13 protein-coding genes are annotated in these 12,035 nt (G+C 64.6%); 6 read left to right on the plus strand and 7 right to left on the minus strand.

Annotated features, from left to right (window positions below; all coding sequences use genetic code 11):
• Positions 1 to 124: 124 nt before the first annotated feature.
• Positions 125 to 865 (minus strand): alpha/beta fold hydrolase, encoded by a 741-nt coding sequence (locus tag DFK10_RS09170; protein ID WP_109388726.1) that lies wholly within the window; start codon positions 863 to 865, stop codon positions 125 to 127.
• Positions 858 to 2,138: an MFS transporter gene (locus DFK10_RS09175; protein WP_109388727.1), complete on the minus strand. Its 1,281-nt coding sequence runs from the start codon at positions 2,136 to 2,138 to the stop codon at positions 858 to 860. Before DFK10_RS09175 ends, DFK10_RS09170 begins: the two co-directional genes overlap by 8 nt.
• 173 nt (positions 2,139 to 2,311) lie before the next feature.
• Here DFK10_RS09175 and thrS point away from each other — a divergent pair, with 173 nt between their 5' ends.
• From thrS to DFK10_RS09200, 5 genes are all read left to right on the plus strand, one after another.
• Complete coding sequence (thrS, locus tag DFK10_RS09180; RefSeq protein WP_109388728.1) at positions 2,312 to 4,291, plus strand: threonine--tRNA ligase; 1,980 nt, start codon at positions 2,312 to 2,314, stop codon at positions 4,289 to 4,291.
• A 204-nt stretch (positions 4,292 to 4,495) separates the two neighbouring features.
• Positions 4,496 to 4,798 (plus strand): BufA1 family periplasmic bufferin-type metallophore, encoded by a 303-nt coding sequence (locus DFK10_RS09185; RefSeq protein WP_109388729.1) that lies wholly within the window; start codon positions 4,496 to 4,498, stop codon positions 4,796 to 4,798.
• A 62-nt stretch (positions 4,799 to 4,860) separates the two neighbouring features.
• Positions 4,861 to 5,712, plus strand: a complete 852-nt coding sequence (gene bufB / locus DFK10_RS09190; RefSeq protein WP_109388730.1) for an MNIO family bufferin maturase — start codon at positions 4,861 to 4,863, stop codon at positions 5,710 to 5,712.
• Positions 5,709 to 6,458 carry an HvfC/BufC N-terminal domain-containing protein gene (locus tag DFK10_RS09195; protein WP_109388731.1) on the plus strand — a complete coding sequence of 250 codons (750 nt, stop codon included), beginning with the start codon at positions 5,709 to 5,711 and terminating at the stop codon, positions 6,456 to 6,458. The genes bufB and DFK10_RS09195 overlap by 4 nt, the downstream gene beginning before the upstream one ends.
• Entirely contained in the window at positions 6,455 to 7,024 is a 570-nt protein-coding gene (locus DFK10_RS09200; RefSeq protein ID WP_109388732.1) for a DoxX family protein, read from the plus strand. The genes DFK10_RS09195 and DFK10_RS09200 overlap by 4 nt, the downstream gene beginning before the upstream one ends.
• Here DFK10_RS09200 and DFK10_RS09205 read toward each other — a convergent pair.
• Both DFK10_RS09205 and DFK10_RS09210 read right to left on the minus strand, forming a co-directional pair.
• Positions 6,981 to 7,349: a hypothetical protein gene (locus tag DFK10_RS09205; protein WP_109388733.1), complete on the minus strand. Its 369-nt coding sequence runs from the start codon at positions 7,347 to 7,349 to the stop codon at positions 6,981 to 6,983. The genes DFK10_RS09200 and DFK10_RS09205 overlap by 44 nt on opposite strands.
• A 46-nt stretch (positions 7,350 to 7,395) precedes the next feature.
• Entirely contained in the window at positions 7,396 to 7,722 is a 327-nt protein-coding gene (locus DFK10_RS09210; protein ID WP_109388734.1) for an arsenate reductase family protein, read from the minus strand.
• Between the two features lie 191 nt (positions 7,723 to 7,913).
• On the opposite strand from DFK10_RS09210, the gene DFK10_RS09215 reads away from it, so the two are divergent.
• The gene (locus DFK10_RS09215) at positions 7,914 to 8,120 is read left to right on the plus strand and encodes a cold-shock protein (RefSeq protein WP_109388735.1); all 207 of its coding nucleotides are present in this window, start codon (positions 7,914 to 7,916) and stop codon (positions 8,118 to 8,120) included.
• Here DFK10_RS09215 and DFK10_RS09220 read toward each other — a convergent pair.
• The 3 genes from DFK10_RS09220 to DFK10_RS09230 all read right to left on the minus strand — a co-directional run bounded on the left by DFK10_RS09220 (position 8,117) and on the right by DFK10_RS09230 (position 12,008).
• Complete coding sequence (locus DFK10_RS09220) at positions 8,117 to 8,683, minus strand: DUF3726 domain-containing protein (protein WP_109388736.1); 567 nt, start codon at positions 8,681 to 8,683, stop codon at positions 8,117 to 8,119. The two genes, DFK10_RS09215 and DFK10_RS09220, sit on opposite strands and share 4 nt — an antisense overlap.
• Positions 8,680 to 10,371: a hypothetical protein gene (locus DFK10_RS09225; RefSeq protein WP_109388737.1), complete on the minus strand. Its 1,692-nt coding sequence runs from the start codon at positions 10,369 to 10,371 to the stop codon at positions 8,680 to 8,682. The genes DFK10_RS09220 and DFK10_RS09225 overlap by 4 nt, the downstream gene beginning before the upstream one ends.
• 80 nt (positions 10,372 to 10,451) lie before the next feature.
• The gene (locus tag DFK10_RS09230; protein WP_109388738.1) at positions 10,452 to 12,008 is read right to left on the minus strand and encodes a BCCT family transporter; all 1,557 of its coding nucleotides are present in this window, start codon (positions 12,006 to 12,008) and stop codon (positions 10,452 to 10,454) included.
• Positions 12,009 to 12,035 lie beyond the last annotated feature (27 nt).

The following is a 12,035-nucleotide window of genomic DNA, read 5'->3' on the forward strand; positions in this document are numbered from 1 at the left end:
GTCACAGGCCCGCTTCTTCGGGGCACAAATACCGTCGGGGGGAATTGGCCCGCAGGGCCAAGGGGGGCAGACAGCCCCCTCCCGAGGCGCAGCCGAGGCAAACCTGTGCGGCGCAGCCGCCCCGCTAGATCCGTGCCAGCACCTCTTCGACGCTTTGGGCGATCAGGGCCAGGCAATCGGGATCGGAAAACCGGTGATCGGCCCCGTCCACCAGGGTCAGGCGCATGTCCGGGCCCTCGGCATGGTCCAGCAGGCGCAGGGCCACGGACATCTCGACATCCGCATCCGCGGTGCCCTGCAGGAACCGCACCGGGAAAGGCAGCGACAGCGGCGCGCGCAGCACCAGCCGGTCGCGGCCTTCTTCGATCAGGCGGCGGGTGATGACATAGGGTTCACCATACTCCGAGGGCAGCGCGACCTGCCCGTCGCGCTCCAGTGCCGCGCGCTGATCGGCATCGAACCCTGCCCACATGCTGTCCTCGGTGAAATCCGGCGCCGCGGCGATCGTGACAAGCCCCGCGACCTGACCCGGCCGCGCACGTGCCGCCAGCAGCGAAATCCAGCCCCCCATGGACGACCCCACCAGCACGACCGGCCCGTCGATCCGGTCCAGCACGGCGCAGGTATCCTCGAACCAGTCGCCGATCGCGCCATCGGTGAAGGCACCGCCGCTGATCCCGTGCCCGGAATAGTCGAAACGCACGAAGCCCTGCCCGCGGTCCTTGGCCCATTGCTCGAGATACAGGGCCTTCGTGCCCTCCATATCGGATTTGAACCCGCCGCAGAACACCACGGTCGGGGCCACGCCCGCGATCCGGTTCCAGGCGATACGCCGTCCCTGCGGGGTTTCGAATTCATCAGCCATGTTCCACCTCGTCCAGTCCTGCCGCGATCCATGCGCCCGCAAGAGACATCACAAGAAACGCCCACAGCGCAAGGGGCACCGACATAGCGGCCAGACCCGCGCTGACCGCGCCGGCCAGCAGCAGGAAGAGGCCGACCAGGGTATTCGAGACGGCCGTGTAGGTCGCCCGGTCGTCAGGGCGGGCCATGTCCACCAGGTAGGTGGACCGGGCCATGCGCACGCCGTGATAGGCCACCATCAGCAGGAACAGCACCACCGGGATGGCCCAGCTGGTTCCCGAAAGCCCCGCGCCATCGACCGCCAGTGCCAGCCCCAGCGACGCCGCGCCGGCCAACCCGGAAAGGATCAGCACGCGCCGCGCCGACCGGTCGCTCAGCCGCCCCCAGACAAAGGAGGACAGGAAAGAAGCCACCGCCGAAGCCAGCAGCAGCGCGCCCAACTGCCGCGCCGCATTTTCGCCCGAAGCCAGCAACACCAGGTAGGGCGGGGCCAGCGCCGTGCCCACCAGCGCCGCGCGCGCGGCGATGAACCGGGCCAGCTGTGGACGGTCCTTCAGGATGGAGAGCTGTGCGATCGACTGGCGGGCGGACAGTGCCTCGCCCGGCTGCGCCTCTTCTCGCATCAGCACCATGGCGACCGCTGCGATCAGCCAGGCCGCCGCGGCCAGGGTCAGCGCCCCGATCACCAGCACCAGCCGGTCGCCGAGATCGAGGATCAGGGCCAGGGCGAACAGGATAACCCCGGTGGAGGCGGTCGAGGCCGCCGCGCCGGTGGCCGCGCCTCGCCGTGTCTTGCCGACGGTCTTGCCCAGCACGTCCTTGTAAGAGACCGAACAGACCGAGCGGCTCAGCGCCAGCAGGGCCAGCAACCCGACGACAAGCGCCCCGGCCAAAGGCCCCGTCAGCGTCAGCCCGACCGCCACCATTCCGATTGCCGCCAGCCCCTGCCCCGCCGACCCGGCCGCCCATGCCCATTTGCGGCGCGCCATGCCGTGAACCGCCCCCGAGATCACAAGCTGAGGCAGGAGCGCCCCGGCCTCGCGGACCGGCACCAGCAACCCGGTCCAGAGCGCCCCCGCGCCCAGATGCGCCAACAGCCAGCTCAGCACCAGCTTGGGATTGACCAGCCCGTCGCCCAGCTTGCTGAAGGACAGCGCCCAGACATGGCGCAGGAAGTTTCGCGGCTCGGCGGCCTGCTGCGCATCGCTCAGGTCGGGCGCACGGTCAGTGTCCTCCACCAGGGTCTCGAATAGCTCGTCACTGAGGTCGCGCATTTCGCCGTCCCTGCCTTCACATGATCCGTCACGGCCAACCTAGCGCGGCGCACCCGAACGCAAAACCTCGCCCATGCTTGACACCGCAAGGTGGCGGGGGCAGAACCTCGCCTGAACCATATACCCGCAACCGGGCGTTCCGTGGGCGCCAAACCGACGAGGAGACAAGGTCGATGGCCGATATTTCCCTGACCTTTCCCGATGGCAATGCACGTTCCTTTCCCAAGGGCGTGACCCCGGCCGACGTGGCCGCCGATATCTCGACCTCGCTGCGCAAGAAGGCCATTTCGGCCCATGTGAACGGCCAGCACTGGGATCTTCAATGGCCCATCGAAGAGGATTCTTCGATTGCGATCAACACGATGAAGGACGAAGCTCCGGCGCTGGAACTGATCCGGCACGATCTGGCCCATATCATGGCCCGCGCCGTTCAGGAGATCTGGCCGGACGTGAACGTGACCATCGGCCCGGTGATCGAGAACGGCTGGTATTATGATTTCGACCGTGCAGAGCCCTTCACCCCCGAAGACCTCGGCGCGATCGAGAAGAAGATGAAGGAAATCATCAACAAGCGTGATGATGTTACCACCGAGGTCTGGGATCGCGCCCGCGCGATCAAGCACTACGAGGACAACGGCGAGCCCTACAAGGTCGAACTGATCGACTCGATCCCCGGCGACGAGCCGCTGCGCATGTACTGGCATGGCGACTGGCAGGACCTGTGCCGCGGCCCGCACCTTCAGAATACCGGCCAGGTCCCTGGCGATTCATGGAAACTCATGTCCGTGGCCGGGGCCTATTGGCGTGGCGACAGCAGCCGCCAGATGCTGCAACGGATCTACGGCGTGGCCTTCCAGACGCGCGATCAGCTGAAGAAATATCTCAACTTCCTCGAAGAGGCCGAGAAACGCGACCACCGCAAGCTGGGCCGCGAGATGGACCTGTTCCACATGCAGGAAGAGGCCCCCGGGCAGGTGTTCTGGCACCCCAATGGCTGGACCGTCTACACGCAACTTCAGGACTACATGCGCCGCAAGCAGCGCGCCGGCGGCTACCAGGAAATCAACACGCCGCAGGTCGTGGACCGCAAGCTGTGGGAGAAATCCGGCCACTGGGACAAGTATCAGCACCACATGTTCCTGGTCGAAGTGGACGAGAGCCGCGACGGCGAAGATGACGATGCGAGCGTCAAGAACAAGGACCAGACCCGGATCAACGCGCTGAAGCCTATGAACTGCCCCTGCCACGTGCAGGTTTTCAACCAGGGTCTCAAATCCTATCGCGACCTGCCCCTGCGGCTGGCCGAATTCGGGTCCTGCGCCCGTTTCGAACCCTCGGGCGCGCTGCATGGTATCATGCGCGTGCGAGGCTTTACCCAGGACGACGCGCATATCTTCTGCACCGAGGAACAGATCCAGGAGGAATGCGCGCGGTTCATCGACTTTACCGCGGATGTCTATCGCGAACTCGGATTCGAGAATTTCGAGATCCGCTTCGCCACCCGTCCGGAAAAGCGGGTCGGCTCGGATGAAAGCTGGGACTATGTCGAGGGCGCGCTGGAAAACGCCATCAAGGCCGTTGGCCGCGATTATACGCTTGAGCCGGGCGATGGCGCCTTCTATGGACCCAAGCTGGACTTCTACCTGACCGACGCCATCGGCCGGGTCTGGCAATGCGGCACCTTCCAGGTGGACCCGAACCTGCCCGAGCGGCTGGGCGCCACCTATATCGCCGCGGATGGCGAAAAACACCGTCCCTACATGTTGCACCGCGCCTGCCTTGGCAGCTTCGAACGCTTCATCGGCATCCTGATCGAGAACTGGGAAGGCAAGCTGCCCTTCTGGCTGGCCCCGCGCCAGGTGGTCGTGGCCTCGATCACGTCCGAGGCCGATGACTACGTGCAAGAGGTCGTCGCGGCCTTGCAGGCGCAGGGCGTCCGGGCCGAGGCCGACATCCGCAACGAGAAGATCAACTACAAGGTCCGCGAACATTCCGTGGGCAAGGTGCCGGTGATCCTGGCCTGCGGCGGTCGCGAGGTCGAGGAGCGCACGGTGTCCGTGCGGCGGCTGGGCGAGAAGCAGACCACTGTAACATCGCTTGAAGACATCGTCGGAGAGCTGGCGAAATCGGCCACACCGCCCGATCTTCTGTAACAAAACACCTTCCAGCGCTGTAATCTTTGACGCCCCGCCCCGTGCGGGGCGTTTCTTTTCAGGCCCTTGGGTCTCACGCCGCGTAACGGGCCCGTGTTGCACGGCCCCGTGAATGGCACGTGTTGCCGGACCGGCCCTAGGGTTTCGGCACCGGCCGCTTCGGTCGGCATAACGATTGCATTTCCAACGAAAGGGACCGATCCCATGACCAAGACCACCTCCAAGCTGGCCCTCGCCGCCACCGTCGCCACCGCCGTTGCCGGCTTCAGCACCGCCACCCACGCCCAGGAAAACGAAAAATGCTACGGCGTTTCGCTGGCCGGTGAGAACGATTGCGCCGCCGGCCCCGGTACCACCTGCGCCGGCACGTCCACCGTCGACTACCAGGGCAATGCCTGGACGTTGGTGCCCGCCGGCACCTGCGAAACCATGGACGTTCCCGCCATGGCCGACGGCACCGAGCGCATGGGCAGCCTTGAGCCGCTGGACCGCGACCTGCCCGCATAAGCCACACGACTGGGGTCGGGCCATCGGCCCGACCCTATTCCCCACGAAGCCCCGGAAAACCCATGTTCGACGCCAGTGCCCAATCCCTGCCCAACCTGCCCGGCGTGGGCTACAAGCCCCAGCATTTCAGCGCCATCATGGCGGATGCCGACCCGGTCGGCTGGCTGGAAATCCATGCCGAGAACTACATGGGCGCGGGCGGGCGCCCCTTGGCGCAACTGCGTCACCTGTCTGAACGTTTTCCGCTTTCGGTCCATGGCGTCGGCCTCTCCATCGGCGGCGAGGGCGATTTGGACCCGGAGCATCTGGCGCGTCTGAAAAGGCTCTGCGACTGGCTGCAACCGGCCAGCTTTTCGGAACACCTGGCCTGGTCCACCCATGACAGCGCCTTTCTGAACGACCTGCTGCCACTGCCCTACACGGCCGCGACGCTGGAGCGTGTCTGCGCCCATATCGACCAGGTCCAAGACGTTCTTGGCCGCCCGATGTTGCTGGAGAACCCGTCCTCCTACCTTGCCTTTTCCCAGAGCACGTTTGAAGAGCCGGACTTCCTGCGCGAGGTCAGCCGCCGCACCGGATGCGGCCTGCTTCTGGACGTGAACAACGTCTTCGTCAGCGCCACCAATCTTGGCTATGACCCGCGCGGCTATGTCGACGCCATCCCACTGGACAAGGTCGGCGAGATCCATCTTGGCGGCCATGACGAGGATGAGGACGAAACCGGCGCGCCACTGCTGATCGACAGCCACGGGCGCGAAATCGTCGATCCGGTCTGGGCGCTGCTGGACTACACGCTGGACCTGTCCGGCCCGAAACCCCTGCTGATCGAATGGGATACGGATGTCCCCGATTGGCCCGTTCTGGCCCAAGAGGCAGAGCGCGCCCGGGCCGCCCTGCAAAAGGTGGCGGCATGACGACGCAAACCGCCTTTCGCAGCGCCCTTCTGGATCCGGGGCTGGCCACGCCCGGTGGGGTCGTGAACCCCGGCGGGGCGCCCGCCACCAAGCGCTTCGATGTCTATCGGAACAATGTTGCCGTCAGCCTGACCGAGGCGCTGCAAGCCGCCTTTCCGGTCATTCGCAAATTGGTGGGCGAGGCGTTCTTTCAGGCCATGGCCGGGGTCTACCTGCGCCAGCATCCGCCCCGCTCTCCGCTGATGATGTTCTACGGCGCGGAGATGCCAGCCTTCCTTGAGAGCTTTGGTCCGGCGCAATCCCTGCCCTACCTGCCCGATATGGCCCGGTTGGAACTGGCGATCCGGCAAGCCTATCACGCCGCCGATGCCGCGCCGCTCGACCCCGCCGCGCTGGCGGCCCTGCCGGAAGAGGCGCTGCCGCATCTGCGCTTTGCCTTTGCCCCCGCTGTGCACCTGGTGGCATCGGATCACCCGGTCCACGGCATCTGGGCCGCCAATATGGAAAGCGGTGGCACGCCCGAGCGCCGCCCCGAAACCGCCCTTGTAACGCGGCCCGACTTTGACCCGGTGGTGGATGCCCTGACCCCGGCACAGGGCCGCGTTATGGCGGGACTGCTTGCAGGGCAACCGCTGGGCACGGCCCTGCGTGCGGGCGGGTCAGATTTCGATTTCGGCCCGCTTCTGACCTGCCTTCTGCACCGCACGGCCATCACCGCACTGACGACCGAGGAGTCTCCGTCATGACCGCCCTATTCACCGCCTATGACCGTCTCGTCACCGGGTTGGAACGCGCCGCTCCGTTGTTGTTGCCCAGTCTTGCCCGGTTCGTGTTTGCCGCGACATTGCTGGTCTATTTCTGGAATTCGGCCATGACCAAACTGGGGAACGGGGTATTCCGGCCCTCTCTGGGGGCCTATGCCCAGATCTTTCCCAAGGCGATGGAGGCCGCAGGCTACGACGTCAGCCAATTGGGCCTGTTCCATTGGGCCGTGGTCATGGCCGGGACGCTGGCGGAATTCATCCTGCCGCTACTGATCGTGGTCGGGCTCTTCACGCGGCTGGCCGCACTGGGGATGATCGGCTTCGTCCTCGTGCAAAGCCTGACGGACCTTTTTGGCCATGGCGGTATCGAACACGCAGGCACCCTGGGCGCCTGGTTCGACGGCGCGCCCGATGCGCTGATCCTCGATCAGCGGGCGTTCTGGGTCTTCGTGCTGGCCTGCCTGGTGCTGCGCGGAGCCGGCCCATTGTCGCTGGATCGCGTCTTCAGAAATGCGCCTTCGGCTCGTCCGGCTTCCCAGCGGCAATAGCAAGGATGCCGCCCAGCAGCACGAAGCCGATGGGAAACATCGTGCCTGCATTGAACCCGAAGGCCGCATAGAACAGCACACCGCCCACCAGCATCAGAACGCCGCCCCACAAGGCGCGCATCTTGGCCATCGCGCCACCGGCAATGGCCAGAAGCGGGGCCAGGAAGCTGGCCGTGCGGATAAAGCCGGGGTTTTCCAGCACACCGAAAATCTCACCGATCTCGGCGTGGCGGGTGCTGACCTCGGCATAGCCGTAGCCCACCAAGCCCACGATGATGCCGATAATGCCGCCGATCAGGCCCAATACCATTGCCGCGTTACGCATGTCGCCTCCTGCTCTTGATCCTGCCTACCTAACGGTTCGCGGCGCGTTATCCAAGAAGCGCCTTCTGAACCGGTTTGGTCCAGCCCTGATGCCATTGTCCGTCGACCTCGATCACCGGCCGCTTGAGCAGGGTCGGATGCTTGGTCAGCAAATCCGCCGTGGGGCGCTGGCGCTCGGCCTCGGTCAGGCCACGCCAGGTGGTCGAACGGGTATTTACCGCCTTGTCCCCGAACGCCTCCAGTATCGCCTGCAGATCCGCCGGGTCGATCCCGTCAGCGCGCACGTCGATAACCTGCGGGTCATGCCCCGCCGCGCGCAGCGCCTTTTGCGCCTTGCGGCAGGTATCGCAGCTTTTCAGCCCAAAGAACCGCATCTTTGCCTCCTTGTTGTGCAGTTGACCGCACCGCGCCGTTCCGGCACGGGAATGTCATTTGCCTTTTGCCTGCACGATCTAGTTAGATCAATCACAAGGCTGACGGACGACCGCCATATCCTGAGCGGGGCACCGGAAGACCTGGACCCCGGGGACTGGGGCCCAGTCCCCCATTGCACAGGAGAACGGCCATGCCCAAGGGCACCGTAAAATGGTTCAACACTGCCAAAGGCTATGGGTTCATCGCGCCAGAGGATGGCGGCAAGGACGTTTTTGTCCATATTTCCAAGGTGGAGGAGGCCGGATTGACCGGCCTTGCCGATGAACAGAGCGTGGAATTCGAGCTGGTCGAAGGCCCCGATGGTCGCCAGATGGCCGGCAGTCTGAAGCTCGCCTAGTCGTTGTCCGACAGGCCTGCCCCGGCCCCCGAAAGACGCGATTCCTCGGTGGCGGGAGCGTAGGTTCTGTGCGCCAGACTTTCCAGCACAGCCCAGGAGTCGGGGCTGGGGTGGGCACGGGTGGCCGTGTGGCCCGAGCGGCAGATTTCGCCCCGCACAAGGGACACATCGAACGGCCCCTCGCAAATCAGGTCCGAGCCCGAAGTGATGAGGTTCCGACCGTCCGTCGTGGCCTCGGCATTTCCCCAGCGCAGCGTGACCGACCCGCCATTCAGGGTCTGTGCCACGAAGGGCAAGAGCAAGATGGGCCATGCAACACCTGACATCACGCCATCATCGGGGCATTGTTGCAAATCCATTATTTTACATCCGATATGAACTGAACAAGCCCCATCAAGATCGGAAATAGACAATCGGCCTGCCAACGCATCGCAACCGCGCAAGCCGCGCGCGCATAGCCAGCGGGTGGCCATCGCCACGTCTTCGGCCATGCCCCAACTAAAACCGGCACCCCGCGCCGCCTTCTTGGCCATGGCACTGACTTCGTTGAGCGAATAGGTCATGCCGGCGCCTCCGGATAAATCCAAAGGTCGCCATTCTCGGGCGCCAGATCGGCCGGGTATGGCGCCCCGGAATACATGCAGATCCGCACCCACCGGTCAGAGCGCGGATCGAACCCCGTCGCCCCGAAAAAGGACAGTTTCGCGCGCAGCATGTCGATGGGCATGACATCGGCGGAAATGGTGTTGTCGCGGATCTCGCCATAAGGAGCGACCCGGCTGATCTGGGCGCGGCGCGCCGTGTGGCGATGTTCGGGATGGGCCATCAGGAAATCCGCGATGCGGCTGTCGTCGGGCCACTCTTCCAGCGCCGCGCAGGCCAGCATCGCATCACGGGCCGGCGCCAACGGCTGTTCGTAGTCGGCAACCGGTTCCTCGAAGCGGTCCCCAAGGCGGGGTTCCAGTTTTTCTTCGGACGTGTACCAGACACGAGCACAGGCCTCGGGCGCGTTCCAATCGATTGCGCGGGCCCAGTCGAACGATACCTCGATCAGGTCGCGCAGCTTCCCAACGGTCATCGTGCCGTCGATCCGGGCCGCCTGCGGATTGGCATCGGACATGCAGCAACCCAAACCGTCAACCAGCGCGCCATAGGGTTCCAGCATCAGCGAGGCCAGCCATTCCTGCCCCTCTTCGGTCAGACGGCCTTCGGCCCAGCGCAACAAGGCATCCCATGGCCGGGGGGCGGTGAAATCCACTTCTGCCAGATGCGCCCTGAGTGCCGCGATGTCCGACCTCAGTTCGGCCAGCTTCGCGACCTGAACCGGATGTTCGGATCGCCAGCGGTCCACGCCGATGGCCGCCCGGTCCAGCAAGGACAGGAACAGCGACACCTCTTCCGGATCGGCGCGTTCAACCCCGCGCACGCGGGCCAGCGCCTCTTCACGGGCCATGATCCAGTTGTTGAACAGCACAGGATGGTTGACGATGAACGGCGCCATGCCAAGCCCAGTGGAATTGCCGATGCCAAGGCGACGGGCAATCGCCGGATCCAGCGGCACTGCCTTATCTCCGCCCTTTGAACGGGCCATGTGTTCGACGAGGTCGCGCACGAAGGCGCGGGTAAGGTAGACCGACAGCATCTCTGCCTGAAACGGGGCCTGCATCTCTTCGCGCGCGGCAATCACCTCGCGGTCGGCTGCACCCAGTTTGCCCGAACCATAGACCGCCGTGGTGCGCATCAGGTAGCCAACGGCGTCAATCTGGCCCGCGTCGGGTTGCTGCCCCGAGGCCAGCCGCGCCACGACATGTTCCCACAGCCGGACAGACCGGTTGGCCCGCGACACGGACAATTCGCTTTCGCTGACGCGGCCCGCCTCTTGCAGGGGAACGTTCTGTTCCAGCCGGTCGATATCGGCCGTGGTCGGGACCCCGTCAAAGAGGGTGAAGGTTGCATCCCAGGCCTCGGCGATGACCCGGTCCGAGCGTTTTTCGGGCGGCAGGTCATGTGCGAAGGCGACCAGCGAATAGGTGCGCTCAGGTCCCTGCGCGGTATAGACCGCGCGGCCGACGCCATTTGAGTCGATATCGAAGACCGGGCGCTCGAACGTCCACTCCTCGCGGGCCATGCGGCGTGTAAGTTGCCGCATGAAGCTGAGCCGGCATTGATGCAGGGAACCCAGCCGGGACAGGCGCATGACCTGCGCGGGATCGCGGCGCTGGATCGATGTGGACTGGTCCGTCTGTTTCATCAGGCTCTCCTCCGCCCTGACTTCACTTGACCTTGGCCGGGCGGCCCTTGGCAAGGCCGCCCGTCTCATTTAGCGCGGGTTCAGCCCTGTTCACGGCCTTTCGCGAGGGTGATACGCAGCGCATCCCAAAGGCTGGGCAACAGCACGAGGGAGACAGGCACCGCCGTCACCACGATGAAGCTCTGCAATTTCCCGATACCGCCGGAGCCTGTGTAGATCAGGATCAGCGCCATGACGCCCATGGCGATGCCCCAGAACAAGCGCACTGGCAGGGCGGGGCGATCCTCGTTCGACATGGCGACCGAGATAACATAGGTCATCGAGTCGCCCGTGGTGGCCACGAAGACGGTTGTCAGGATCAGGAACAGCACCGAGACGATGAAGCCCATGGGAAGCGATTGGGTGATCGCCAGCAGGGCGGCGGGCAGGTTGAAGCCTTCAAACGCCGTAGAGACCGTGCCGGGGTTGGTCAGTTCGGCGTTGATGCCGGTGCCGCCGACAATGGTAAACCAGAAGGCGGTGACGATGGGGGCCACGATCGACAGCATGATCACGATCGACCGGATCGAACGCCCGCGCGAAATACGCGCGATGAACATCGCCATCAGTGGTCCGTAGCCAAGGAACCAACCCCAGAAGAACACGGTCCACCAGGACAGCCAGCCCGGCTCACCGAACCAGCCGGCCTCTCCACGGAACATCGCCATGCCAAAGAAATCGCTCAGATAGGTGCCCATGCCGCCGGCAAAGCCCTTCAGGATGAACAGGGTCGGCCCGGCGATCAGCATGAAGGCCAGCAGGATGCCTGCAAGGATCACGTTGAACCGGCTGAGGATCTGGATGCCCTTGGACAGCCCCGTGGCCGCCGAGATCGTATAGATCGCCACAAGGCCAAGGATCACCACCGCCTGCGTTGCAAAGACATCGGGAATGCCGAACAGCTCCTGCAGGCCATAGCCAACTTGCAGGCCGAGGAACCCGATGGGTCCGACCGTGCCGGCAACAACGGCGATGATGCAGGAGGCATCTGCGATCAGGCCAATGGGGCCCTTGATCGCGCGATCCCCGAACAGCGGGTAAAGCAGCGTGCGCGGGGCCATGGGAAGGCCCTTTTCATAGTGGTAATGCATCAGCATCACGGTGGTCAGCGCGCCCAGGATGGCCCAGGCCAGGAAACCCCAATGCATGAAGCTCTGCGCGAGGGCCGGGTTCACATCCGCCGCCGTGGCGCCCTCGCCGCCGAAATAGGGTGGGGAGTAGAGGAAATGCGCCATCGGCTCGCCTGCGGCCCAGAAGACGCCACCGCCGGCCAACAGGGTGCACATGATCATCGCGCCCCATTGGAAGACCGGGAATTCGGGTGTCGTCAGCCCACCCATAAGCGCCTTGCCACCGGGCAGGACCACCAGAACCAACCCGATCAGGAAGGTGGCCAGCAGAAGCACTTGCCAGTAAAGCCCGAAATACTTTGCGGAAAAGGCGAAACTGGCATCGACCATGCTGGACAGCAGCTCCAGGTCGAACAGGGCGACCAGACAGAAAAGCAGGATGAAGCCGCCGGTTACAATGAACAGGGGCGTGTTGATGTGATGCAGGTCGCCTTTGGGCGTCGTATCGGTTTGGGGGATATCAGACATTCTCTCCTCCTCTGAATGTCCGGTGGG

The sequence above is a fragment of the Salibaculum griseiflavum genome (genome assembly GCF_003129565.1).
Taxonomy (GTDB): Bacteria; Pseudomonadota; Alphaproteobacteria; order Rhodobacterales; family Rhodobacteraceae; genus Salibaculum; species Salibaculum griseiflavum.

Bases quoted from the DNA above. Each gene is read 5' to 3' on its own strand.
- DFK10_RS09170 (WP_109388726.1), bottom strand. From the start codon at position 865: ATGGCTGATGAATTCGAAACCCCGCAGGGACGGCGTATCGCCTGGAAC.
- DFK10_RS09175 (WP_109388727.1), bottom strand. From the start codon at position 2,138: ATGCGCGACCTCAGTGACGAGCTATTCGAGACCCTGGTGGAGGACACT.
- thrS (WP_109388728.1), top strand. From the start codon at position 2,312: ATGGCCGATATTTCCCTGACCTTTCCCGATGGCAATGCACGTTCCTTT.
- DFK10_RS09185 (WP_109388729.1), top strand. From the start codon at position 4,496: ATGACCAAGACCACCTCCAAGCTGGCCCTCGCCGCCACCGTCGCCACC.
- bufB (WP_109388730.1), top strand. From the start codon at position 4,861: ATGTTCGACGCCAGTGCCCAATCCCTGCCCAACCTGCCCGGCGTGGGC.
- DFK10_RS09195 (WP_109388731.1), top strand. From the start codon at position 5,709: ATGACGACGCAAACCGCCTTTCGCAGCGCCCTTCTGGATCCGGGGCTG.
- DFK10_RS09200 (WP_109388732.1), top strand. From the start codon at position 6,455: ATGACCGCCCTATTCACCGCCTATGACCGTCTCGTCACCGGGTTGGAA.
- DFK10_RS09205 (WP_109388733.1), bottom strand. From the start codon at position 7,349: ATGCGTAACGCGGCAATGGTATTGGGCCTGATCGGCGGCATTATCGGC.
- DFK10_RS09210 (WP_109388734.1), bottom strand. From the start codon at position 7,722: ATGCGGTTCTTTGGGCTGAAAAGCTGCGATACCTGCCGCAAGGCGCAA.
- DFK10_RS09215 (WP_109388735.1), top strand. From the start codon at position 7,914: ATGCCCAAGGGCACCGTAAAATGGTTCAACACTGCCAAAGGCTATGGG.
- DFK10_RS09220 (WP_109388736.1), bottom strand. From the start codon at position 8,683: ATGACCTATTCGCTCAACGAAGTCAGTGCCATGGCCAAGAAGGCGGCG.
- DFK10_RS09225 (WP_109388737.1), bottom strand. From the start codon at position 10,371: ATGAAACAGACGGACCAGTCCACATCGATCCAGCGCCGCGATCCCGCG.
- DFK10_RS09230 (WP_109388738.1), bottom strand. From the start codon at position 12,008: ATGTCTGATATCCCCCAAACCGATACGACGCCCAAAGGCGACCTGCAT.